Source organism: Pandoraea apista, assembly GCF_001465595.2.
In the GTDB taxonomy this organism is placed as follows: domain Bacteria; phylum Pseudomonadota; class Gammaproteobacteria; order Burkholderiales; family Burkholderiaceae; genus Pandoraea; species Pandoraea apista.
Genome location: NZ_CP013481.2, coordinates 4040387 through 4066081 on the forward strand (window position 1 = coordinate 4040387; position 25695 = coordinate 4066081).

Consider the following 25695-nt stretch of genomic DNA (forward strand, 5'->3'; position numbering starts at 1 on the left):
ATGTCGAGTTCCCCGCTGATTCAGACCCTCGCCGAGCGTCTTCGCCGTGCCGAGGTCACGCGCCAGCCCATTGCGCCGGTTCGCGGCGAGATCGCCCCCGACGACATGGCGACCGCCTATGCCGTTCAGCAGTGCAACGTCGACGCGCGGGCCGCCAGGGGCGAGCGCATCGTCGGCCGGAAGATCGGCCTGACATCGCTCGCCGTGCAGCGCCAACTCGGGGTGGATCAGCCGGACTTTGGCGCGCTGTTTGCCGGCATGGCTTACGGCGACGCGCAGCCCATGCCGCTCGCGAGCCTCATTCAGCCCAAGGTCGAAGCCGAGATTGCGCTCGTGATCGAGCGCGATCTCACATGCGAGAAACACACGTTCGCCGACATTCTGCGCGCTACCGCCTACGCAATCGCGGCTGTGGAAGTCGTCGACAGCCGCATCGAGCACTGGGATATCCGTTTCGTCGACACCGTGGCCGACAACGCGTCGAGCGCGATGTTCGTGCTGGGCAGCCGGCCGGTCTCACTCGCCGACATCGACCTGACGGCCTGCGAGATGACGCTGTCGCGCAACGGCGAGGTGCTCTCGCGCGGCAACGGCGCGGCTTGCCTGGGCAACCCGCTCAATGCCGCGGTCTGGCTTGCCGATCGCATGGCACAACTCGGCACGCCGCTGCGCGCGGGCGACGTGGTGCTCACCGGCGCGCTTGGCGCAATGGTCCCTGTGACCGAGGCGGGCACGTTCGTGACGGAAATCAGTGGTCTGGGCAGCGTACGCGCCACGTTCGCGTAAGAAAGCCCGAGGGCGTCAGGACAAGCATCGAGAGGTAAAAAGCGCAATTCCCGAGATATCACATGACCGCCGAGAAGAGCGGATTTTCCTGGAACTGGAGACAAAGCAATGCAAGCATCATCACCGCAAGGCGCGGCACCCACGAAGGGTAGCCTCGCGACCATCGGACTGTGTTTGGCCATCGCGCTGCTCGAAGGCCTCGACCTGCAATCGGCAGGCGTGGCGGCACCGCGCATCGCCAAGGAGTTCGCGCTTTCCGTGGCACAGATGGGATGGGCGTTCAGCGCCGGGGCCATCGGGTTGTTGCCGGGCGCCGCGCTCGGCGGGCGTCTTGCCGACCGCTGGGGACGCAAACGGGTGCTGATGCTGTCCGTCGCCCTGTTCGGCATCTTCTCGCTCGCCACGGCACATGTCTGGAACTTCGAATCGCTGCTCACGGCGCGCTTTCTGACCGGTCTCGGTCTGGGGGCTGCCATGCCCAATCTGATTGCGCTGTGTGCGGAAGCGGCACCGGAAGGCCAGCGAAACACGGCCGTGGGCGCCATGTATTGCGGCATGCCGTTCGGTGCTGCATTGGCGGCAGCGATCGGCATCGTCAGTCCGGGCGACGAAGGATGGCGTCACGTGTTTTACGTCGGTGGCTTCGGCCCCCTGCTGATGGTGCCGTTGCTGGGGCTTTGTTTGCGTGAATCGGCCCAGTTCGTCGCCATGCGCGTCACGCGTGGCGCCGGCACTACGGCAAGGCACACCGTGCAACGCGAGACGCCGAGTATCACACACGCGCTCTGGAAAGAGGGTCGCGCTCGCACGACGATCGCCCTGTGGACGAGCTACCTCGGCACGCTCATCGTCCTGTACTTCCTGATGAACTGGCTGCCATCGATGGTCGTGGCCAACGGGCTGTCGCGCGCGCAGGCGGGCATGGCCATCATGATGTTCAACATCGGTGGCGGCCTCGGGGCGATCGGTATTGCCAATGTGATGGATCGCTGCTCGCCGCGGCTGACCGTGATCGGCATGTATGTCGGCATTGCCTTGTCGCTGGCCGGCCTGTCGGGGGCCAATGGTGCTTTGACGATGGCCTGCGGCGCGTTCTTCTGCGGATTGTTTCTGGTGGGGGGGCAGTCGGTGCTGTATTCGATGGCCGGTCAGGCGTATGCCACGGAAGTGCGGGGCACCGGCGTGGGCGCGGCGGTGGCCGTCGGACGTCTCGGCTCGATCCTGGGGCCGTTGATCGCCGGTCAGTTATTCGCGCTGGGACAGAGTGCATCGATGCTGGTGTCGTCGAGCATTCCGTTGATCGTGATTGCGGCCATTGCCGCGCTCAGCGTGGTGAGCACGTTCGCGCCGCGCGTTGTCGCCGGCATCGCCCAGCCGGGGCGATGACCGGGCGGTGCTGAGCATCATCGAGTGCTTGAGAGCGTTTTTGGGAGGGCGGCGCTTTTCGTGACGAAGGGCGCCGCCTTCAACGATTGAATATTGTTAGAGGGAGTCATCATGACGACAACGCAGGCTGGCACGACGTTCACGGAAGCGTCCACGAGCCGTTTCGTGACGATCTGCGACGCGGACACGAGCACGGAATTTCGCATTCACTACAACGATGCCGGCAGCGGCGCTGAGACGGTCGTGATGCTGCATGGCTCCGGACCGGGTGCGACCGGCTGGGCCAATTTCAGCCGCAACGTCGAGCCGCTGGTCGACGCCGGCTACCGCGTGCTACTGGTCGATTGCCCCGGCTGGGGAAAAAGCGATCCGGTGGTGAGCACCGGGTCGCGCTCCGAACTGAACGCACGGGTACTCAAGGCCGTGCTCGACGCGCTCGACATCGAGCGCGTGCACATCATCGGCAATTCGATGGGAGGCCACAGTACTGTGGCGTTTGCGCTGGCGAATCCCGCGCGCGTCGGCAAGCTAATTCTGATGGGCGGCGGCACCGGCGGTCCGAGCCAATTCGTGGCCATGCCGACGGAAGGCATCAAGCTGCTCAACGGTCTGTACAGGGAGCCGACGCTAGAGAACCTGAAGCGCATGATGAACGTGTTCGTCTTCGATGCCAGCGCGATCACCGATGCGTTGATGCAAGCCAGGTTGGATAACATGCTCGCGAATCGCGAGCACCTCGAGAACTTCGTGAAGAGCCTTGCTGCGAATCCGAAGCAGTTCACGGACTATGGCGCACGGCTGGGCGAAGTCGCGGCGCCGACGCTGATCGTCTGGGGACGCGAAGACCGGTTCGTGCCGATGGACGTCGGCCTGCGACTGCTGGCTGGCTTGCCAAATGCGCAACTGCATGTATTCAACCGCTGCGGACACTGGGTGCAGTGGGAGCACGCAGACGCGTTCAATCGCATGGTCATCGACTTCTTGTCGCACTAGAGGAAAAGCCCGTGTCGGATTTCGTGGCATGGGGTCAATCCACGCTGAAAAATCCGACAGGCAAGAGTGTGCTCGGCTATACGCGATGGTCGTAGGTGTCGGCGCGCCACCGTCCACAATCGACCAGGCGGTGGCCGTCGATATCGAAGTACGTGTGCAAGAGGGTTGGTCAACGCCGATGTCGATTGATTCGGGATAGGAGACGTATCCTCGAACATCGGGATGCACGGAGTACGCAACGATATGCGCAGTTGCGCCGTCGACTCGCTGGCAAGCGCAGTGAACAGGAAAGACAGAAAATCCCCACCGCAAAAACAAAAATGCCCGCTAGATTAAGCGGGCATTTCTTTGCAAAGCCAAATTCTTGGCGGAGAGGGTGTCTTTCTAACTGCATTCCAAAAAATTCCAACAAGATCCACACACCCCCTTATTTCAAAGGGCTTTCCGTGGTTTTCCATCCCCTATCGTCCGACATGTTCCAGATGAATCCAGCGACAATTTGATAGTCATTTTGATAGTCGACGAGGTAAACTGGCAACATGGCAAACGCAATCAACAAACTTAGCGCGCTTCAGGTCAATCGACTGTCGGAGCCTGGACTGTACGGCGACGGAGCCGGCCTTTACTTGCAGATCACTAAGGGCGGAGTGAAATCTTGGCTGTTCCGATACATGAGGAGCGGCCGAGCGCGCGGCATGGGTCTCGGCTCGGTGCACACAGTCAGTCTGTCGGAAGCACGCATCAAGGCCCTCGAAGTCCGCAAGCAGCTTCTCGAGGGAATCGATCCGCTCGACGCGAAGCAACAAGAGCAGGCGCTAGTCAAGGCCAGTGCAGTCAAGGCAACCACGTTTGACGAATGCTCTGCAGCCTACATTGACGCTCATTCGAGTGGCTGGAAAAACGCGAAGCACGCTGATCAGTGGCGCAATACGCTCGCGACCTACGCTTCCCCTCATTTTGGGTCCCTGCCAATCACTGAACTCGACACCGACCTAGTCATGAAGGCACTCGAGCCGATTTGGGCCTCAAAGACCGAAACTGCCTCGCGCGTTCGTGGCCGGATCGAATCTGTACTCGACTGGGCTACCGCACGTGGCCATCGCACCGGCGAGAATCCTGCAAGATGGAAAGGCCACTTGGACCATCTGCTTCCCAAGCGCTCCAAAGTTCAAGCAGTGGTTCACCACGCAGCGCTACCTTATGCGGACGCCCCCAAATTCATGACGCAGCTTCGGACCATCGACACGATGGCCGCGAAGGCGTTGGAGCTACTGATCTTGACGGCCACGCGGACCAGCGAAGTCATCGAAGCGCGTTGGGACGAGTTCGACCTCGCAACTGCCATTTGGCGAATCCCAGCGGAACGAATGAAGGCCGGAAAGGAGCACCGCATCCCGCTGTCACCATCCGCAGTGACGTTGTTGAAACATATGCAGGCCATTAAGCAGAACGAGTTCGTTTTTCCGGGCCAGCGCAAAAATAGGCCGCTGTCCAATATGGCTCTCCTCCAGCTGCTGAAGCGCATGGACCGGTCAGGTCTCACTGCGCACGGGTTCCGCTCCACGTTTCGCGATTGGGTCGGAGAAACCACGCACTACCCACGTGAAGTGGCGGAGGCCGCACTGGCACACCTACTGAAGGACAAGGCAGAAGCAGCCTACGCCCGCGGTGACTTGTTTGAGAAACGGGCATCCATGATGTCCGACTGGGCCATATATCTTAGTCAGTAAATTGGGGGATTTTGTATGTGAACTCATCCACACGTCATGACGGGAAGCGCCGTGCCAAAGGGATACGGCAACTTCCGTTCAGACAAGAAATCAAGCAGCGAGCGCTGCGTGGGGTCGCTTCAGCACGTCAAGCGCCTCAGCCCCTCTTGCAATGGGGCGGCCGACTTGTCTTGCCAATTCCACCGCAGCCTCCACCGTCTGCGCGTTCGTCAGGGTGGTACAGCCAGCCGTGTCTTCCACGCCAACGCGCAAATGCCCCCCCAGTTCAAGGGCATATCGCGCCAGGGGAAGATCAAGCAACGCGCCGCCCTGCACGCTGACACACCACGGCATGTCGACATCTGCCAGCATGCCCAGGTACGTGTCGAGGCTTTCCGGGGTCGGCGCAAGACCGAAGGTCACGCCAGGCACTCGATCCTGGCCCATCAGATAATCACCGCCGAAATACAGCTTGATGATCGATCCGGCCGGGAACTTCCCGGCACGAGCATAGGCTCGAATCCATCGCAAATTGCCCGGCTCATACACCCCTATCGAGATGGGCACGCCCACCTTACGCCCGAAAGCCACCATCGCGTCCGATTCCGCATAGGTCGCCCCCCCTGTGACGGAGGCCGACGGCAAACCTTCCGCATCCATTTGACCGAAAAGCGTGAAACCAGGATCCAGCGCGAACATTCTGAGCACACCCGCGTCGTACATCGGCTGTAGCAGCGCGTCAGGCTGATAACGTCGGCCAATCGCACGATCGGAATCACGACCGGCAATATAGTCGGGATAGATCAATGCCGAAGGATAGGCGTCAAGAATTCCTCGTCCGATATCGACAATCTGCTGGGTTGCCTCCTCTCGCGACAGTCGAAAATCATGATGATGATGAATGACGGCCGCGCCGGCCGCCAGACAGGCCTTCGCCTCGGCAATCGTAACGTCGGCAGGCTGCAGAGGTGCCCCCTTGCGAAGCGGGGTCACCGCAGCCTCGATCACCACCGGCGCGCCATTGTGCTTCTCACTATTGGCCATGATATGGGTAGCTCCTGAATCGGGTGTTGGTGTAAATGACATCATTGGTTGGCGCACAAATCTTTGCGTCGAACGTCAACCGGCCAATCTCTCGGTGACGGGATCAAGCCCCAATACGCACCGCGCCTGATCGGGTGTGGCGACCGGACGGCCGACGGATTGTGCCAGGGCCACCGCGACTTCAACCATCTCTCGGTTGGTCATATCCGAGCGCCCGGCCGCGTCCTCGATTCCCACCCGCAAATGCCCACCAAGCTGCAACGCGTGACGGGCGATCGGTGTGTCCAGAAGCGCATCGCCCATCACGCCCACGCTCCAGGGCAACCCGGTACCCTCGAGCATCGAGACATAGGCATCGAGCGCGGCCGTGGTCGGAGGCAACCCAAAGTTGAGCGCACGCCTGCCAATCTTGATCAGGCTGTACTCGCCACCGAAGTAGAGTTTGATCATTGAACCGACCGGCAGCGCGCCAATGGCATGCTCCGCGAGCGCCCAGCGCAGATTGAACGGCTCCGACACCCCCACGGTCAACGGCAACTTGCAGTCGTTAGCCGCACGCAGCGTGGCGTTGGCATCGTCAAACGTGAAGCGAACTTTGTTGGACCCCATCGGCGCGCCGGCGTCGTCCAACTGCCCCGAGAATGCGCCACCGGGATCCACCGGGCAGAAATCCATCACGCCCGCATGGGTCAGCGGCGCAAAATGGGCAATCCATTCGCCGACCACGTTACCGCTGAGAAAATCCGGGTACAGCATGGCTTGCGGATGCGCCGCCTTCACGGCACGGCCCATGGTGAGCATTTCATCAATCGACGCCGCGCTGTCAAAGCGCATATCGTGATGGTGATGAATGATGGCGGCTCCCGCTGCGATGCATGCCTTCGACTCGTTGATCATGCCGTGCACATCCCACACGGGCGCCATTGCGCGGTACGGACAGATGGCAGCCTCAATGACCACAGGACGGTCTTGCAAAGCCACAGTTGAGCTCACGGGCATCGGTGTCTCCTAAACCATTCGAAGTGTTTTGAAATGCGCCTGGGTTAAGGGGCTCGCGTGCCGAAGCGCCGCCCACAAGCCCGGGCGGACAATGCAAAGGTAACGGCGGCCAGCACCAATGAAACACCCCCACCGGTCATCATCGCCAATCGCAACGATTGCGAGCCACCATAAAAGTCGCTTAACCAGCCGACTGCGAACGGCCCCACGCCATAGCCCACAAAGTTGGATACGATCTGAAGTGTTGCCGAGGTCGTCCCACGCATTTGCGGTGCGGTGATACCCAGCATCGTGCCGAACGCCGCCGGGAAGACCACGAAAATGCAGAACATCGTCAGACACAGTGCGCCCAATGCCGCGTACTCGGAAGTGCTCCACAACCCACACATCGCCAGCAGCACTGCCACGAGACACGCTGCGGCAGAGAGATCCATACGGCGGCGAACAGCCGTATTGGCGAGGCGATCGCTCAGGAATCCCCCGGCCAGAGAACCGAGCGAACTAAATAAACCCCCTGCGATCGCGGCAGAAAAACCGGCTTCCTTCAGGCTGAATCCATGAAAACGCATCATGTATGACGGTAACCAAGCCGCGATGGTCGACACCCCTCCTGCCGCAAAACACACCCCCAGCAACAGGTTTCGCATCGCCGGGTTGGCAAAAGCGTGACGCAACACATCCCAAATGCCGGCAGACTCGCGGTTGACGACGCCCATGGTTGGGTCATTCGCACCACGCACCGGATGGCGCACGGTGAGCAGCGTGATAAATGCCAGCAGCACACCGGGGATACCCGCGACCATCATGGCGGCCCGCCAACCGTAGTGTGCTGACACAAAACCACCGATCAGAAAACTCGCAAGTGCGCCGATACCCGTTGCCAGGAAAAAATAGCCGACCGCCGTGGAGCGCTTGTTCGGGGGAAATAGATCACCAATCAATGACATGGACGTCGGCGACCCCCCTGCCTCTGCGGCACCGACACCCATTCGAGTCAGCAGAAGATGATGAAAGGACTGCGCAAAGCCCGCCAACACCGTCATGCCGCTCCAAATGAACACTAGCCCCGCGAGCAGGCGCACCCGATTCACCCGATCGACCAGCAGCCCGATCGGGATTCCTGCCAGCGCAAATGTCGCGCCGTATGCCAGGCCTGTCAAAAGACCAATCTGGCTGTCATGAAGGCCGAACTCGGCACGCACCGGCTCCACGATGATCGAAATCATGGTGCGATCGAGGAAGTGGCACGCATTGATCAACGTCATGATCGCCAATGCATACCAACTGGCTCGTGCCACCTTGCTCGCGACCGTCGAACCCGGCTTGAGCGCATCGGCCGGCACGGTATTGCCATGATCGGTACCGGAACTTGCTGTGAGTGAATCTGGTGTCGACATGAACATGTCTCCATAGTCCCAAGCCCGGCACCGGGACGAACGAATCCCCGGCAAGCATGCCGTGCGAGGCTCCGTCGCACCGACGGGTGAAGTCGAAGGGAGCGCAATAGGTGTGCAGGTCATGAGACCTCCACACCCTGCGTTCAAACTAGCGCTTGATCAGTACGATGTCGGATTTTTCGCGATCCCATGTGCCTGGCGTGACGCCCTGATCGCGCAACTCGTACTTCTGCACCTTGCCAACCGGACTGCGCGGCAACGCCGTCCGGAACTCGATGTAACGCGGCACGGCGTAATAAGGGAGTTGGTCGATCGCCCAGCGACAGAGGGCCTCTTCAGTCAGTTGAGCCCCGTCGCGCAAGACAATTGTCACCTTGAGCTCGTCCTCACCGAGTGTGTCGAGCACGGCATGGGCGGCCACATCTTCGATCGCCTCATGAGCTCGAAACGCATTCTCAACTTCGAAGCTCGAGATGTTTTCTCCGCGACGACGCAAATAATCCTTCTTCCGATCGACGAAGAAGAAATAGCCCTCCTCGTCGAACCTGCCAATGTCACCGGTGTGAAACCACAGGTTCTTCATCACCTTGAGGGTCTCTTCCGGACGACGCCAGTAGCCGTCAAACATGATGTTCGGCATGCGCGGGCGCACGATCAGCTCGCCCGGCGTATTCGCCGGCAGCTCGTTCTCGTTCTCGTCGACGATACGCACGTCGAACCACTCATTACGCATGCCCGAACTGCCGGGCTTGGCGGGCGTGCCGAATGGCAGCACCGTCATCAGCGAACACTCCGTCAGGCCAAAACACCCCGATGCGGTATAGCGCAAGCCGAAACGATCTTTCCAGACCTGCTGGATCTCTGCCGGAAACGGTGCCCCCCAGGCGGCGTTGAGCTGTCCCTTGCAACGCTTCATCGCCTCATTGTCCGGAGCGTTGGCCAGCATCGGGAACATGGCCCCGAGAATGGAGACCTCCGTGGCCTTCGTTCGCTCGATTTCCGGCCAGAAATTCGACACGGAGAAACGCGGATACAGGGAGACTCGTGCGCCGACAATCAGATTGACCATGACCGTCGAGCAAATCGAGTTCATGTGGAACAACGGCAACGGCGTCCATGTATGGGTTTCGCTATTGCGGTTGGTCATCTTCAGCATTTGCTGGCAGAAGACGTAGGTGTAATTGTGGCTGAGCATGCACCCCTTCGACGGCCCAGTGGTGCCACCGGTATACACCAGCATCGCCAGATCCGTGGGCTTGACCACCACGTCCTGATCGGTCTTGTCGTCGGAAACGATCTCCGCCCAGGGCAGCACATCGGCACGCAGTTGCCCCAGCGACGGCTTCGCTCCCCGATAGACCAGCGTGCGCAACGACGGTAGACGATCGGCCACCGCAGCCACTCGTTCAGCATAGTCGTGCTCGGCCAGCACGACCGCGGCATCGGCATCACTGAGTTGATGACGCAAGAACTCCCCTTTCAGCGCGGTGTTGACCGGCACGCTGATGGCGCCCAACTTGTTGATGGCCAACCAGATGAACACTGCGTCGGGAGAGGTATCAAGGATCGTGACGACGGTATCACCGTGCTTGACGCCCAAGGCTTTCAACCCGTTTGCCAAACGGCAGGCATGATCGTTGACGTCAATAAACGAATACTCGTCGCCGAGAAATTCAAGGAACATTCGATCGCCGTAGGTGTGCACGGCACGACGTAATACATCGTTCACCGTCCCTTGTTCCGTCGGCTTCCAGGTTTCAGCGCAGACTGCGTTCATTGTGGCGAACTCCTCCAGATAGTTCGTTGGAGCAAGCGCCAGTGCATCAGTGCACCTGTGTATGCCGCCTACTCCGTGTCTCCCGCATTCAACCTTTCTCATCAGGTTGTATGCAGCGATCATGCCATAAATTTCAAATAAATGAAATTATGTCAGCTTTTAAAGGGGATTTTCGCCCCGTCAGTGTTTTACGAGGCGAAATACCTGTGCTTCTTTAGGTAGAACGAATCCAGACGGCCTTGACGGCCATGAACTCATCGATGTGATCCACCCCGCCTTCGCGGCCGAACCCGCTCATCTTGTAGCCACCAAACGGTACCGCGGCGTCCATGAGTTGATAGCAGTTGACCCAGACCGACCCTGCGCGCAAGCCTTGTGACACCCGCTGGGCAGTGTTCAGATTCGTGGTCCACACGCCACTCCCCAGGCCATATTGGGTCGCATTGCCGCGAGCGATCACTTCCTCGACGGAGTCGAATGGCATCGCCGCCACCACGGGGCCGAAAATCTCCTCCCGCGCGATGCGCATGCTTTCATCCACGCCACAAAAGACCGTTGGCTTGACGAAGTAACCGTTGGCCAGGTCTCCTTCGGTCGCTTGTTCCCCACCCGCGGCAACACGCGCGCCCTGCTCGCGCCCCGAGTCGAGGTAACCGAGAACGCGGTCGAGTTGTTCTTTCGAGACCACCGGCCCCAAGTGCGTTGCGGGATCCATCGGGTCGCCCAGGCGGAGCTGGCTTGCATAGCCGGCGACACGCTCGACAAACTCGTCATGAATCTTGCGCTCCACGTACAACCTCGATCCGGCACTGCAGATTTGCCCGGAATTCGCGAAAATTGCCATCGCAGCACCGGGCACGGCCAGATCGAGGTCGGCATCGGCAAATACGATATTGGGCGACTTGCCCCCCAACTCGAGCGTCACGCGCTTCACGTTGCCGGCAGACGCCCGGAGGATTTTCTGACCGACTTCCGTCGATCCGGTAAACGTAATCTTGTCGACATCCGGATGCTCGGCCAGTGCCGCACCCGCCTCACCAAAACCGGTGATGACGTTCACGACACCCGGCGGAATTCCGGCCTCTAGACACAATTCGCCAAGTCGCAACGAGGATAGCGGTGCCTGTTCAGCCGGTTTGAGTACGACCGTGCATCCTGCCGCGAGAGCGGGCGCCACTTTCCATAACGCCATGAACAGCGGACCGTTCCACGGAATGATCGCCCCGACCACGCCGAGGGGCTCCTTGACCGTGTAGGACGCGATGTTGCCGGGCTGCGAGTTCTCGATGGTCCGTCCATGCGTGGCCGTCGCCAATCCCGCGTAATACCGCAGCGTCGTGAGCGCTCGCTCGCGACGGCGCGGCAGACTGGAGATCGGGCCGCCCATGTCGAGTACGTCGAGCACACCGATCTCATCGAAGTCCTGCTCGATCAGGTCCGCCAGACGCAACAGCACACGTTGCCGATCCACCGGCTTGAACTGTTTCCAGGGCCCTTCGAACGCGCGGCGCGCGGCAGCTACCGCCAGATCGACGTCGGCCGCATCCCCATGCGCCACGGTAGCAAGGACTTTGCCGTTGTAAGGATTGATCGTATCGAAGGTGCGGCCCGATTGAGCCTCGACCCACTTGCCGTCAATCAGCAGTTGCTTCTGCTTGCCATCCAGAAAAGGAGTGCGTGTCATGATGTTTGTCGTCCTTAGATTGCCGTATAGCCGCCATCGACCGTGAGTTCGCTTCCGGTCATGTAGCAAGAGGCGTCGCTCGCCAGAAAGCCAATGCAGCCGGCAATGTCGCTGGTCACCCCCATGCGGCCAAGCGGGATAATCCGCTCCATATTCGCGCGTGCCTGCTCAAGCGAGATGACATTCCCGGCAGCATCCTTGGGCGGGTCCCAATCGGCGCTCAGGTTGGTGAGAATCGCGCCCGGATGGATCGTATTGACTCGGATGCCGGCGCGCGCGAATTCAAACGCTACGGCCTTGGACATCAGACGGATCGCCCCTTTCGACGCGCTATAGGCGGCAAACGTCGGGCCGGCCACCTGACCGAACACCGATGCCACATTGATGATCGACGGCAATGCCCCCTTGTCCCGGGCGGTGCGCTGCATCAGGGGCAGCGAGGTCTGCATGCCGATAAACACGCTTTCGACATTGACGCGCTGCTGGTGCCGAAAATCGTCCAGCGAGGTCTCCAGAAAGCCTCGCTTGAGCATGATGCCGGCGTTATTCACCAGCACGTCGAGCCGCTGTGACTGGCTGCCGACACGCTCGATCGTCGCGGCCCAGGCCTGCGCATCCGTGACATCGTGGGCCAGGGCGACCCCAGGCGTAGGCAACGTTTCCACCAGGGCTTTGACGCCCATTTCGTCGCGATCGGTGGCATAAACGGTTGCGCCAAGGTGAGAGAGCACAAGTGTCGTCTCGCGACCGATGCCGGATGCTGCGCCAGTGACCAGCGCAACGCGCCCGGTCAGGTCGAACAAATTTTTCATGAGTTGTTTTCCACGGTGTTGTGTGTGATCGGCGCTCGCTTGGAATGACCTCACAGCGTCATTCGTTGGTCACGGAGCGCAACGCACCTGTGATATCCGTCCGGCGTGTGTCGTCCACGACGGGGGCATCGGATTGCGATACCCCCTTGGCGGAAACCCTCGGCAGCAGGAAGTGTGAGAGTGCGGGAATCAGCATGAGCGCGCCGATCATGTTCCACAGGAACATGAAGGTGAGCAAAATGCCCATGTCGGCCTGGAACTTGATGGGAGACCAGACCCAAGTCACCACCCCGGCAGCCATGGTCACGCCTACCAGTCCGACAATCTTTCCGGTGAAGTCGAGCGAGCCACGATAGGCGTCACGCAACGAGGCTCCCTGACGCTGCAAGTCCAGTTGGATACTCAACAAGTACAGCGCATAGTCCACCCCTACGCCTACGCCGACCGCAATCACCGGCAGGACAGCCACCTTGATACCGATGTGCAGCCACACCATCAGCGCCTCGCACAGAATCGAGGTCAGCATCAATGGAATGATGGCGACGAGCGTTGCACGCCAACTGCGGAAGGTCAGCAGACATAGCAGGATCACAGCGCCGTACAGCACGAAGTGCATCGTCCAGAAGCTCTTCTTCACCACAATATTGGTGACCGCCTCAATGCCTGCGTTACCCGCGGCCAGTTGAAACGCGCGCTTGGGGGTGTCGTGAGTCGCGGAGAATGCTTCCACGGCGTCCATGACCCGGGTTAATGTGCCTGCCTTGTGATCGGTCAGATAGGCGACAAGGGGCGTCACCGCACAAGTCCGGTCGGCCAGATCGGGACGGTCTCCCTGAAAGATGGCGAACGCTTGTGAGCGATTCGTCGTATTGCGCGAGATCGTCTGCCATTTCGGGTTGCCCTCGAACAGGCTCGAGGTGCCACGCCGAACGCCATCCGCAATCGACAAGGTGGTCTGAACCCCGTCGAGTTGGCGCAGTGCGGCCCCCAGACGATCGATCTCCACTACGTTGTCGTAAGCAAAGCACTCGCCCGGCGGCGTCTTCATCATGACCACAAATTGGTCGTTCGCCAGCCCGTAGTGAGCCGTCAGGAATGCAGAGTCGCGGTTGTAACGCGATTCCGCACGTAGTTCAGGCGCCCCGGGACTCAAATCACCGATGGCGATATGTTTGCGCACCGACAATGCCGTGCCCGCCAGCGCTACAGCGATCGCGATCATGATGATGGCATTGCGGCGCTCGGTCAGACCGACCAGGCGATGGCGAATCCACGCCGCCGCGCCGCCGCCAACGGATGCGTCGACCCGGATACTGCGGCGCGCGGCCCGCTCGCTCACACCGGTATAGGACAACAGCACCGGTATCAGAACCAGCTTGGTGAAAATCAGGACAGTGACACCGATACTGGTCGTCAGCGCCATATCGCGAATCACCGGAATATCGATGATCATCAGGACGGCAAAACCGACGATATTCGTGAGGAGTGCCGTCAGTCCGGCCATGAACAAACGTCGGAAGGTGTAGCGCGCAGCCACATACTTGTGAGTACCGCGTCCGACGTCCTGCATGATGCCGTTCATCTTCTGTGCGCCATGGGACAGGCCGATGGCGAAGATGAGAAACGGCACCAGAATCGAATACGGATCCAGCACGAAGCCAAAGAGCTGCATGATGCCGAGCAGCCAAACCACGCCCAGCGCCGCGCTCGCCACCAACAGCAAGGTACTGCGCCAGCACCGCGTGTACAGGAACACGAACACGGCAGCAATCAGAATGGACACCGCGAAATACGCCATTACCGCGTAGAGGCCGTCGATCAGATCCCCGACCAACTTGGCGAATCCGACAATGTGAATGCGATACGGCCCGCCCTCCTGAGCGCGAATCTGCTTCTCCAATTGACGGGAGAATGCCGCGTAGTCCAGGGGTTTTCCGCTTTCCGGATCTTTCTCGATCAGCGGCACCACGATCATGGACGACTTCAGATCGTCGGCGACGAAGCTGCCGATGATGCCCGCCCTTGCGATATTCGCCTGAAGCTGACGTATTGCGGCAGGACTACCGTCCCACCGATCAGGCATGACAGGACCACCTCGGTAGCCCTCCTCGGTGATCTCGGTCCAGCGCAAACTCGTCGTCCAGAGGCTGCGCATCCACGCGCGATCAACTCCCGGCATCAGGAAAACCGTATCGTTGATCTTTTGAAGGCGCTCCAGGTAGGCCTTGTCGAAGATGTCGCCGTCGGTGGTCTCAAGCACGATACGCAAGGAGTTACCCATACCGCGCAGCGTGTCCCGATTCTCGAAGTAATGCTTGATGTAGGGGTGCGAGCTCGGAATCATCTTCTCGAAGCTCGCGTTGACCGGCAGGCGCGTCGCATGCCAACCGAGGAATGTGGTCATGACCACGCAGACCAGCACCATCAAGGCCCGATGGTTGAAAATGAAGCGTTCGAGCCATGACCCGCTGTTGCGATCAAATTGTGCCGGGTCCGTAATGACCGGAAGATCCGCGACCCGGGGGGACATTGCCATTGCTGTGCTCCGAAAACTAGACCGCTCAATAACAGGGACGCTACTTCAGTGGTACTTGTTGCACGCCACTTAGGCCGGCGACGACGGCGGTATGCGCATCGACCTGGGTCACGGCGGTCAACACGCCCGGCCGTGGCACCCGAATCGCTCGAAAGTGCTCGCCCGCGTCGTCCGATACCAAAAGATTGCCGTTCTGACTGACCATCAACACTCTCGCCGCGCCGATACCAACGGCCCCCGTAATCGAGGAGCCCTGCCCGGTTTCGAGCTTTTGCCAGCTTCGGCCTGCATCGCTTGAGCGATATGCCGTGCCGCGTAGTCCCGAAGCGATGATCTGTTTGCCCACCGACGCCAAGCTGAAGAAACTGCCCATGTAGCCAGTCTCGACAGCGATGAACTTGCCCTTATCGCGATCGAGACGGAATACCAGTCCCTTTTCCGAGGCGATGAAAATGTCCTGGCCAACGCCATGAATCGCATTCAGGTGCAGCAAGGTGCCGTAATCCAGACGCTCAACCCAGGACTGCCAGGTCTTGCCACCATCGGTGGTCGCCAGAAGCGTGCCGAACGAGCCGCACACAATGCCGTTACGTTCATCGGCAAACCACAAGTCGAGCAACCCCTGTTCGGGCCCACTCTCGTAGTTCAGCTTCATTTCACCGAGCAAGCGTTGAGCGTTGGCGTCGCCCGCATCGGCCAATTGCTGGAAATGGCGGATGAACATCTCCCCAGCCTGGCGACCATCGAACTGTTTGATCCAGGATTCGCCACCGTCCTCACTGTGAAGAATTACGCCGTCGTGACCGACCGCCCAACCCTTCGTAGGCGAGACGAACTGCACCGCAAGCAGATCCGACGATACGGGTGCCGCACGCTGTACCCACGTCGCACCGTTATCGTCAGACGTGACGATCAGGCCCCGAATACCCACGGCGACCAACCGCTTGCCCGCGTGGGCGACACCATTGACCTGAGTGGTCGTGGTCAGGCGAGTCGCTGACGCGGGCACATCCAGCGAGTCACGCGCTGCGTCACTCACCGCCCAAGCGGGCGCGCCGATCATGAAAGCAGCCAAGACTGCCAAAACCTGCTTTTGCACTTCCCTGCTCCTTGCCAGAACGACCGGCTCCGGGATTGACCCCACTCCGACGAACGCCGGGGCGGCCGGAGGCGGCCAACCTGCGCCGCCTCCGTCTGCACATCAACGCACTCCGGCGCCCGCCAACGCGTCTGGGAGAAAGCGGTTCTGAGGGAACTTGTCGATCGTTATCACGCCGTACTGATCCGGTCGCCCCTGCGGTTTCGTCTGGAAGCCATAAATCCCGCGGCTCATGTCATACAAGATGAAACCCAGCGTACGGGGACCTGGCTTTTCATACTCCTGGATCAGCGGCAAGTGCATCAGGTGGTGAACTTTGCCGGAATGGTCGAGCGCGTAGTACACGGGCGACATCCAGCTGTCCTCGTCGATCAGGAAGACCTTCTTCTGCTGAATATGGCGCTCGCCCGGCTTGAGCGTACCCTCCACCATCCACACGCGGTGCAGCTCCCAGCGCATGACCGCAGGATTCTCGTGGTCCTTGGCCATGGCCTCCTCGATCGGTGCCGCAAGCGCTTTGTAGTTGTTGTATGGCAGGTAGACTTCCTTCTTGCCAACCAGCTTGAAGTCATACTTGTCCATTCGGCCGTCCCAACCGTTGATCTCGTCGAAGATCAGCAGGCCACCCGAGGTCGTCGAGACCGTGTCGTATGTGAATTCCGGCGCACGTCTGACACGGCGCTGCCCCGGAACGTAGCTCCAGGCCACGTCTTCATGCAGATCCTGACGCAGGTAGGTCGTGCGCAACTGTGCCAGCCCGGCTTGCGAAGCCGGCTCCTTGCTCCAGGCAAGCAGATTGCGATACGGGCGGTCTTCGGGCACCGTTGTCAGGGTGTTGTCCCAATAGAGATTTTGGGTATCGGCGATCTGGTAGGACGCGCGCGTGAAAGTGCCCGAGGCGTCCATCAACCCGGCATCGAGACCGAAGCGGAAATTGGTCGGCTCCCACTTGAGCACCATGTTCCACATCACCTCATAGCCATTCTTGGGAATGGGAAACGGAATCTGCGCGTGTGCGCCGGTGATACCCGGCGCCGAGCCGATCAGCTTCGGATTCATGATCCGCTTTGCCGTGTTCTCGTAGACCCACTTCGGCATGCACGCCGTGCGATGCGACGGGTACACGTCCATGACATAGGTGTTCGGATAGCGCTTGAACAGCTCCTTGGTACCCGCATCGACCTTGTCGCCGTATTGACTGAGATTGGCGGCAGTGATGCGGTACAGCGGCTTCTCATTGGCGAACGGATCGACGTACGGTGCACCGCCAGCGGCCGCGCCCATCTTCGGTTTGTACCCGGCTGGCGGCGTACAGATCCCACCGTCCCAGGCGGGAATCGTTCCGTCCTTGTTGCCGGCTTTCTCAGCGCCCACCGGCGTCAGCGTGGTTCCCAATTGCTTCGCCTCTTCAGGCGTCGGGGTTGCCATGACATGCCCGCCGATGAGAATTCCGCTGGCGATGGCAATGCAATGCCTCCAGTAATGCATGAGTGTCTCCTGCTTATATTTTGTGGCGAAATTTAAGACACGTTTGCCGTACTCATCACTGAATCGACATCGCATCCAAGAAACTGATACACCATCATTTTTTCAAAGAATATCCAATCTCCAAACACGTGTCAAATGAGATTTGAAAATTCCGTTGAATGCTCGAATACCCTGATATGGCGCGGGTTTCGGCAGAATCTGGGGGAGTTGAAGCGGGGACGCGAGATCACGCACGACGACGGTGCGTAGCAATACGAGAATCGACTATCGGACGCCAGCGGATACACCGCAAGTCAGCGGTGCCAGCGAGAAATCGCAATGAGGATGCGGCGTGTCAGAACGACACGTCGCATCTGAGGAAGAGGTCAATCCGATGTGAGTAGCATGGCCCCGGCTATCGGACCGCCGCCGTTGGAAACCACTGCCACGCGCGGGTCTCCCGGGATCTGACGAGCCCCGCCCTGTCCCCGCAATTGCGTGACGGCCTCGACGACATGGATCATGCCGTGCAGACGGCCGGCCGAGAGTTGCCCACCACCGGTGGACATCGGCAACTCGCCGTCAAGTGCGATCCGGGAACCATCGCCGACGAAATCGGGCGCCTCGCCGCGTTGGCAGAACCCCAACCCTTCCAACCACAGCCAGGTGAGGAAACTGAAACCGTCGTAGAGCTGCGCCATATCGACATCGTGCGGCTTGAGGTCGGTGCGTGCCCACAGTTGTTTGCCGCAACCCTCCGCGGAAAACCGTGTGAGGTCGTCCAACTGATCCCACGAGTCTCGCGTGTGCAATGCACCGGACATGGCCTCCACGCGTATCGGCTTCGATTTAAGATCGCGTGCCGTGCTGGCGTGAGAAACAATCACGGCAATCGAACCATCGATCGGAATGTCGCAGTCGTACAGGCAAAGCGGCGTGGAGATCATGCGCGCCTGCATGTAGGCGTCCAGCGTCAATGGGTCGCGATAGATGGCGGCCGGATTCAATCCGGCGTTGCGCCGCGCATTGATGGCGATCTGCGCCAACTGCTCGCGACGCGCGCCGAATTCGTGAAAATACCGGCTCGCGATAAGCCCAACCCAATTCGCGCCCGAAGGCGCGAGAAACGGCGCCATGTACTCTGCGAAACCACGCACTCGCTCGCCCCCGGTGCCGATGAGGCTGGGCCGACCGCCCTGCTGCGACATGGCCGACGTTTCCGTGACCGTGCGAAAACACAAGACATGGCGCGCCTGCCCGCTTGCAACGGCCATGCAAGCGTTGATCACGCCGGCCATCTGGGTGGCTTCAATGCCGGCGTTATACCAGTTCAGGCGCAGGCCCAATGCCTCCTTGATCTCGCTGATCGTCACCGGCGAAAAGTCCGGGGCGTCGACCCGATAGCCGGGCCAACTCGAGATCCCGTCGATCTCGCGGTGATCGAGCCCGGCGTCGGCGATCGCGGCGAGCACCGCATCCAGAGTCAGGTCGAGACCGGTGCGCCCCAGTCGGCGGCCCGCCGCCGACTGGCCTATCCCGGAGATGACCGCCTGTCGTTCCAGTACTGGCATGTTCATCGGCGGGCGCGATCAGGCAAACAGCTTCATGACTTCACCCGCGGTGACCGGACGGCCTTCGCGGTTCGAGGGATTGTGCCCACCCATATTGGCCACCGGGCGCGTATCGACGTGCGTGGAACGGGCACGCAGTGCCCCCACCGTGCATGCCTCGCGCGGTGCGAATTCAAACGGATCGAAACGGAATTCGCGCATCGTGTTCAAGTGCGTGATCTTGTCGATCGTCTCCTTGGGCAGATGCTTGATCGACGGCCACAGACCTTCGGGAGCATTGGGCCAGAGTGCGTCGGAGTGCGGATAGTCAGCCTCCCAGGCAATCATGTCCGTGTTCATGAAGCGCGTGTTGGCCAGGCCAAACGCGTCGTCAATGAAACAAGTGATGAAGTTGCGCTTGAACAGGTCGCTCGGCAGCATGCCGTTGAAGTTGGCGTTGGTCCACGCCTTGTGATGCTTGTAGGTGAAGTCCGCACGCTCGAGCAGGTACGGAATCCAGCCAATCCCACCTTCCGAGAGCGAGAGCTTCAGATTCGGGAATTTCTGGAACACCGGCGAGAACAACCAGTCGGTCGTCGCGTTGGCGATATACATCGGGAACGACGTGATCCAGGTGTCGATCGGCGAGTCGTTGGAAACGGGAGGTGCGCTGGCGCCCGAGCCGATATGAATACTGATGACAATGCGGTTGTCTTCCAACACCCGCCACAGCGGATCCCAATAGTCCGTGTGAATGCTCGGCAACCCCTTGGCCGTCGGGCTGTCGTAGAAGCTGATGGTACGGCACCCCTTGGCGGCCACACGCTTGGCTTCCGCCACTGCAGCGTTGATGTCATGGCACGGCAAGATGGCCAGCGGAATGAAACGCCCCGGCGCGCCACCGCACCACTCGTCGATGTGCCAATCGTTATAGGCGCTGATCACCGCATTGGTCGCCTCGGGATCTTTCGGATTGAGGAACAGACTGCCGGCAAACGTCGGAAACGTGGGGAAGCAAATCGACGCCAACACGCCGCTCACATCCATGTCATCCAAACGCTCCTTGAGCGACCAGGTACCCTTGCGGATCTGGCTATAGGAGGCCGGCTCCATGCCGTACTCTTCGGGAGGGCGCCCGACGACGGCGTTCAGGCCAAAGTTCGGGGTTCGGCGACCTTCGTATTCCCACGTGTCTTCCGTGGCGCCGGGGTTGTCCCGCAGCGGCACCATCTTCGGCGCGTGTGCCATGTACTTGGCCGGCAAGTGTTTTTTGAACAGATCCGGCGGCTCGATCACATGGTCGTCCACGCTGATCAGGATCATGTCGTTCATTTCCATCGTCTCTCTCCTATTTCCCAGTGGGGATATGTTGCTCAACGATTCCGTTAGCCCAAGGCAGGGGCAGGAATCGCATCAGCCTTGTCTTCCATCATCATAGCTTCGGCCGCCAGGAATTCGACCCGACCGCCATCGACCACCAATGCACTGCGTTCTCGCGAGCTCATACGAAACACCGCACTGTCCTCACCCGTATGCCAAAGCTCGAGCCACATCGTCTCGTCTGTAAGCATCGGTCCCACATACCGCAACGCCAAGTGACGCAATCGCGCGGGTCGATTACCGCACACGAGGTGCATCACACCCCGACCCGCCAGACCGAAGCAGCCCAGGCCGCGCATCATGGCTTTGCCTCGCGGCAGACCGGCGGCCACCGCCAGACTGGTATCGAGCCGGAATATGGCTCGCTCGTCGTTCGGCGGGGTGCGTATTGCCAAGGTGGCATCGGGTGCTCGATCATCTGGCACTCTGACTCTCTCGCCACTTGGCGGCTCGCCGCCAAACCCGCCGTCGCCCTTGAGCAAGGTCGTCACCGTGATGGTCGCCAGCGACTGACCCTGCATGTTCGCAAGTGTCTGGATCTGCCGCATCACAGCCCCCTTGCCGACGCCTCGATCGTGAATGCTGTCGATTTTCTGCGTGAGCCTGAGTTCTCCGGATGTCGGCAGTGGTCGGTGCATCGTCAATGACTCTTCGGCATGAACGATGCGTTGCCAGTCGATACCGGTATCGGGCGACTTTTGCCAGAACTGGCCGTCTGCAAGGGCCAATGCCATCATCGGCAGAACCTCGATGCCGCCAAGAAAGGAGGTGTCGCCAATGCGCAACTCCCCCGGCATACCGGCACCGAAGCCCACTGCAACCCGGCTGGTCTGGGCCGGCCCGTAACACCGCGTTTCGACAGGGAACCGGCGTCCCATCAAAGACGCGTAATCAATCGCCATGGTGCTCCTCCGCTGTCGCCGATTCCGTAGCCATTCAATCCTGCCTTACCTTCTTGGCCGTATTCATCGACGCGTCCATGCCGCCTGAGCGCAACTTGTGATGCTCGGCCGTCTCGGTCGAGAGAATGTGAGTGTCGAAGTGGGCCATCAGCGAATTGCGGAACCCCATGATGTCGTAAGAGCGATTGAGCGAACGCTTCATCAGGCGAAGGCCGATCGGTGGCGCCTGCGCGATGCGCTCGGCCAGCTGCAAGGTAAAGTCCTCAAGCTCCGCGCGGGGAACGACGTGATTGACCATTCCCCACTCCTTGGCCTCGCTCGCGTTCAGGCGTTGCCCGGTATAGAGAAACTCCTTGGCCTTGCGCATGCCCAACACCCACGGGTGCAACAGCGCCTCGACAGAAGCGGCGGCCAAGCTGTGCACCACCGGATCGCTGAAGAATGCATCGTCGGCAGCCACCATCAAATCGCACATGTTCGCCACCATGAATCCGCCTGCCACACAGGCGCCTTGCACTTGTGCGATGGTCGGTTTCGGAAAATCCCAAATACGCAGCGCATTGCCAAGGTAATGCTCGCTCTCCCAGAGCCAACTCTCCTCCGGGGTGTACTGACCTCGCTTGGCCATGCCCTCAACCAGATCATGGCCGGCCGAGAAATGCTTACCGACACCGCCCAGAATCAGCACGCGAACGTTGTCGTCGCGCCTGGCGCGTTCGAGGGCGTCATCGATTTCCGCCAACAGGTTCTCCGACTCCGCGTTGGCCATCTTCGGGCGATTGTGGCAAATCCGCAGGACCGGCCCGATCATTTCATAAGTAATGTCTTGATACGTCATCTTGTCCGTCTCCAGAGTTCCATATCAGGCCGCGTATTCCGCGTACCCGTTATTCAATGCCACCGTGTCACGCTCCAGCACCTTCACCCGGAACGCGAGCCTTCCCGGCGCCAGATCCCAGATTTCAGTGACCAAGGTCTCCCCCGGATACACCGGGCTGGCAAAGCGCACATTCAGCTTTCGCAAACGCGAGGGGTCTGCGCCGCAACGTAGGTTCAGAATGGCGCGACCGGCAATGCCGTAACTGCACATACCATGCAGAATCGGCTTATCAAAACCTGCCAGCCTCGCCATCGCAGGATCGATATGCAGAGGATTGTGGTCACCCGAAAGACGATAGATGGCCGCTTGTTCGGGACGAGTGATCATCGCCAGCGACGCGTCCGGGTCGCGGTCCTGCGGCATTGGAAAGGGTTTGGGCTGTCCCTGTGCACTCCCGCCAAACCCGCCGTTGCCTCGCATGAAGATCGAATAGCCCGACATGGCCAGCAAATCCCCCGTCACCGCATCGTGAATCTTGCGAGACAGGTACATCACGGCCCCCTTGTCTGGCCCCTTGTCGTAGATCTCATCCACCGTCTCGACACCTTGCACAGCGCCCTCGGCGGGCAATTGTCGATAGATCGTGAGGAACTGTTCGCCGTGCAGCACCTGCGCCAAGTCAATCCCTGTACGTGCATCTGCCATCCAGTCGCTACTACCCGCGAGCAAGGCAGCAAATGTAGGTAACGCCTGCAGCTTGCGTTCAAACACAAACTTCAGATCCGCCTCCGTCAGCGGGTTCTCGGTCGCAGCAGCCACGCCAAGGGCATACAAGATCGTGTCCTTGGCGGTGTAGTGCTGAGTGACCGGAGGCAGTTGCCAATGCTTCACGAGTGAATAATCCAGGGACACGCCATGCCTCCTGCGCTTTGCGCAAAGTCTCCGTTTTGCCGGTCTATCCGGCCACAAAACTGTTACATCGTCAGTTTTATGGGATATCATAGCAGAACGAAAGCTGATCTTAAATCAGTTTTATATTTTTAGCGAAGGCGGCCCCCGCTCCCCGCACGAGGAGCAGATCAAGGCCCTCACGGCGCCCGTCGGCTGTCCCGCATCCTTCAAGGGAGACATCAATGGCATTACTCGAGAACAAGGTGGTCGTGGTAACAGGCGCCGGACGCGGATTAGGCGCGGTGTACGCAAGGCGGCTGGCTGCGGAAGGGGCTGCCATCGTCGTCAATGACGTGGGTCGCGACGCGCAGGGAGTGGCGTCAGCCGAGCAGGTCGCCGCCAGTATTCGAGACAACGGTGGACGTGCTGTCGCACATACCGAGGACATCTCCACGGTCGTCGGTGGGCAGTCGCTACTGCAGTGCGCGCTCGATCATTTCGGCCGCGTCGACATCCTGGTCAACAACGCCGGCATTCTGCGTGACAAGTCATTTGCAAAAATGGACGAGGCCGACTGGGACGCCGTGCAGCAGGTGAACTTCAAGAGTCTCTATACCGTAACCCGGCCGATCTTCAGTTGGATGAAGGACAACGGTGGGGGCGGCGTCATCGTCAACACCAGCTCCGTGTCGGGCATCGTCGGCAACTTCGGACAGACGAATTACGGCGCGTCAAAAGCGGGCGTCTGGGGCTTCTCTCACGTTCTGGCACTCGAAGGCGCGAAGTTCGGCGTGCGTGTCTGGACCCTGGCTCCGGCCGCCACTTCTGCACTGACCGCAGGCCTGATGTCTGAGGCCATGCAAAAGGAGCTCGCACCGGAACATGTCGCCGAGGTCTTGCTGTACATGGTCAGCGACCTCTCGGGCACGCGCACCGGCCATACGATCTTCGCCTCGGGACAGTCGATTCGCGAGTTGAAACTGTTGTCGTCCGAGGGTATCCCTGGGGCAAGAGGCGGCGCGCCGATTTCGGCACAGGCGATCGCCGCCAACGAGGGCCGCCTGTATCGCGAAGAGCCCGCACTCACCATCATGGATTTCAGTCAGTAACTCCGACATCTCCCCTGGATCTGGATGTCGTGGGATACGCCAGCGACATCCTCTGTTTATGGAATACCCAAAATGAGTCACGTCATGATCGCCGGCGTGGGCATGGTGAAGTTCGCCAAGCCCGGCAAAAGCCAAACGTATGATGTCATGGGCTGCGAAGCCGCACGAACTGCCCTGAACGACGCCCGGATACGCTATGAGGATGTGCAACAGGCTTATGTCGGTTATGTGTCCGGCGACACCTGTTCCGGGCAAACCGCACTCTATGGTGTGGGCCTCACACAAATTCCGATTGTGAACGTCAACAACGCCTGCTCGACCGGCTCGACGGCTCTCTTTCTCGCACGGCAAGCGGTCGCCAGTGGAGCGGTTGATGTCGCGCTTGCCCTCGGCTTTGAGCAAATGAGCCCTGGCGCACTGGCGCTGTCGTCCACCGATCGCCCGCCGATCACCTGGCGTATCGACGAAGCCATGCGCTCGATCTCGGGCTTCGACGACAACGTGCCCACGGGACTGCAATACTTCGGCAATGCCGGCGCGGAATACCTTGAGAAATACAACGTGAGCGCCGACTTATTCGGCCGCATATCGGTCAAGGCGCGCAGCCATGCGATTCGTAATCCTTATGCCCTGTTCTCCGAGGCACTGACGCTCGAACAAGTGATGACGGCGCCGCACGTGTACGGTCCCCTGACACGGTTGATGTGCTGCCCTCCGACCTGCGGTGCCGCCGCCGTAGTGGTTGTCTCGGAGAAATACGCGCGAGAACACGGCCTCGATGCAACGGTAACGATCGCCGGCATGGGGCTGACCACGGACAGTCCCGACAGCTTTGGATCAGGAAGCATGATGAACGTCGTCGGAGCGGGCATGACCCGACGCGCCTCCGCCCTCGCCTACTCGGAGGCCGGCATCGACGTCGATGACATCGATCTGGTGGAATTGCATGACTGCTTCTCCCCTAACGAAGCCATCAGCTACGAGGCGCTGGGCCTTTGTCCCGAAGGGGGGGCAGAGAAGTTTGTGATGGATGGCGACAACACCTTCGGTGGCAAGGTGGTGACCAATCCGTCCGGCGGCTTGCTCTCCAAAGGGCACCCGCTCGGCGCGACCGGCCTCGCTCAAATCACGGAAATCACCTGGCACCTGCGGGGTCAGGCCGGCGAGCGCCAGGTGCCACACGCCCGACTGGGTGTTCAGCATAACGTCGGGCTTGGGGGAGCTTGCGTCGTCACGGTACTCAAGCGCTAAATGACCTTGCCCCGCCCCGAGCGGCAGCAACGCCGCTCGGGATCGGGACATGGACGCAACCTAATGTCGATGAGGTACGTCCCTCCCATCACGCTCAATACCG

The 25695-nt window shown here is 60.3% G+C and carries 20 protein-coding genes; 6 read left to right on the plus strand and 14 right to left on the minus strand.

What is annotated here, in order from left to right:
- The 4 genes from mhpD to AT395_RS18225 all read left to right on the plus strand — a co-directional run bounded on the left by mhpD (nt 1) and on the right by AT395_RS18225 (nt 4895).
- Complete coding sequence (gene mhpD, locus AT395_RS18210; protein WP_042116928.1) at nt 1-786, plus strand: 2-keto-4-pentenoate hydratase; 786 nt, start codon at nt 1-3, stop codon at nt 784-786.
- A 108-nt stretch (nt 787-894) separates the two neighbouring features.
- A complete protein-coding gene (gene mhpT, locus AT395_RS18215; protein WP_042116929.1) occupies nt 895-2172 on the plus strand; it encodes a 3-(3-hydroxy-phenyl)propionate transporter MhpT in 1278 nt (425 codons plus the stop codon).
- 111 nt (nt 2173-2283) lie between these two features.
- A complete protein-coding gene (locus AT395_RS18220; RefSeq protein ID WP_048629912.1) occupies nt 2284-3165 on the plus strand; it encodes an alpha/beta fold hydrolase in 882 nt (293 codons plus the stop codon).
- Nucleotides 3166-3704: 539 nt separating this feature from the next.
- A complete protein-coding gene (locus tag AT395_RS18225; protein ID WP_048629913.1) occupies nt 3705-4895 on the plus strand; it encodes a tyrosine-type recombinase/integrase in 1191 nt (396 codons plus the stop codon).
- 90 nt (nt 4896-4985) lie between these two features.
- Here AT395_RS18225 and AT395_RS18230 read toward each other — a convergent pair whose 3' ends face one another.
- The 14 genes from AT395_RS18230 to AT395_RS18295 form a co-directional block, all read right to left on the minus strand.
- Nucleotides 4986-5963: a 3-keto-5-aminohexanoate cleavage protein gene (locus tag AT395_RS18230; protein WP_197090709.1), complete on the minus strand. Its 978-nt coding sequence runs from the start codon at nt 5961-5963 to the stop codon at nt 4986-4988.
- A 30-nt stretch (nt 5964-5993) separates the two neighbouring features.
- Nucleotides 5994-6917, minus strand: a complete 924-nt coding sequence (locus AT395_RS18235; protein ID WP_048629915.1) for a 3-keto-5-aminohexanoate cleavage protein — start codon at nt 6915-6917, stop codon at nt 5994-5996.
- 44 nt (nt 6918-6961) lie between these two features.
- A complete protein-coding gene (locus tag AT395_RS18240; RefSeq protein ID WP_167370737.1) occupies nt 6962-8314 on the minus strand; it encodes a spinster family MFS transporter in 1353 nt (450 codons plus the stop codon).
- 148 nt (nt 8315-8462) lie between these two features.
- Nucleotides 8463-10214, minus strand: a complete 1752-nt coding sequence (locus AT395_RS18245; RefSeq protein ID WP_231606173.1) for an AMP-binding protein — start codon at nt 10212-10214, stop codon at nt 8463-8465.
- 91 nt (nt 10215-10305) lie between these two features.
- Nucleotides 10306-11775 carry an aldehyde dehydrogenase family protein gene (locus tag AT395_RS18250; protein ID WP_039365123.1) on the minus strand — a complete coding sequence of 490 codons (1470 nt, stop codon included), beginning with the start codon at nt 11773-11775 and terminating at the stop codon, nt 10306-10308.
- A 14-nt stretch (nt 11776-11789) separates the two neighbouring features.
- Nucleotides 11790-12587: an SDR family NAD(P)-dependent oxidoreductase gene (locus AT395_RS18255; RefSeq protein ID WP_048629917.1), complete on the minus strand. Its 798-nt coding sequence runs from the start codon at nt 12585-12587 to the stop codon at nt 11790-11792.
- Nucleotides 12588-12645: 58 nt separating this feature from the next.
- Complete coding sequence (locus AT395_RS18260) at nt 12646-15123, minus strand: efflux RND transporter permease subunit (RefSeq protein ID WP_039365119.1); 2478 nt, start codon at nt 15121-15123, stop codon at nt 12646-12648.
- A 40-nt stretch (nt 15124-15163) separates the two neighbouring features.
- Nucleotides 15164-16222 carry a WD40/YVTN/BNR-like repeat-containing protein gene (locus AT395_RS18265; RefSeq protein WP_053086419.1) on the minus strand — a complete coding sequence of 353 codons (1059 nt, stop codon included), beginning with the start codon at nt 16220-16222 and terminating at the stop codon, nt 15164-15166.
- A gap of 102 nt (nt 16223-16324) precedes the next feature.
- Entirely contained in the window at nt 16325-17710 is a 1386-nt protein-coding gene (locus tag AT395_RS18270; protein ID WP_048629918.1) for a DUF1329 domain-containing protein, read from the minus strand.
- A 365-nt stretch (nt 17711-18075) separates the two neighbouring features.
- On the minus strand, nt 18076-19260 hold the full coding sequence (locus tag AT395_RS18275; protein WP_231606174.1) for a thiolase family protein: 1185 nt from the start codon (nt 19258-19260) through the stop codon (nt 18076-18078).
- A gap of 18 nt (nt 19261-19278) precedes the next feature.
- The gene (locus tag AT395_RS18280) at nt 19279-20577 is read right to left on the minus strand and encodes an amidohydrolase family protein (protein ID WP_039365107.1); all 1299 of its coding nucleotides are present in this window, start codon (nt 20575-20577) and stop codon (nt 19279-19281) included.
- 47 nt (nt 20578-20624) lie between these two features.
- Entirely contained in the window at nt 20625-21521 is an 897-nt protein-coding gene (locus AT395_RS18285; RefSeq protein ID WP_048629919.1) for an FAS1-like dehydratase domain-containing protein, read from the minus strand.
- A gap of 34 nt (nt 21522-21555) precedes the next feature.
- Nucleotides 21556-22359, minus strand: a complete 804-nt coding sequence (locus tag AT395_RS18290; RefSeq protein WP_039365101.1) for an enoyl-CoA hydratase — start codon at nt 22357-22359, stop codon at nt 21556-21558.
- Between the two features lie 24 nt (nt 22360-22383).
- Nucleotides 22384-23232 carry a MaoC/PaaZ C-terminal domain-containing protein gene (locus AT395_RS18295; RefSeq protein WP_237165727.1) on the minus strand — a complete coding sequence of 283 codons (849 nt, stop codon included), beginning with the start codon at nt 23230-23232 and terminating at the stop codon, nt 22384-22386.
- A 242-nt stretch (nt 23233-23474) separates the two neighbouring features.
- On the opposite strand from AT395_RS18295, the gene AT395_RS18300 reads away from it, so the two are divergent.
- Both AT395_RS18300 and AT395_RS18305 read left to right on the plus strand, forming a co-directional pair.
- Nucleotides 23475-24341, plus strand: a complete 867-nt coding sequence (locus AT395_RS18300) for an SDR family NAD(P)-dependent oxidoreductase (RefSeq protein ID WP_039365095.1) — start codon at nt 23475-23477, stop codon at nt 24339-24341.
- Nucleotides 24342-24425: 84 nt separating this feature from the next.
- A complete protein-coding gene (locus AT395_RS18305) occupies nt 24426-25592 on the plus strand; it encodes a lipid-transfer protein (RefSeq protein ID WP_376738410.1) in 1167 nt (388 codons plus the stop codon).
- Nucleotides 25593-25695 lie beyond the last annotated feature (103 nt).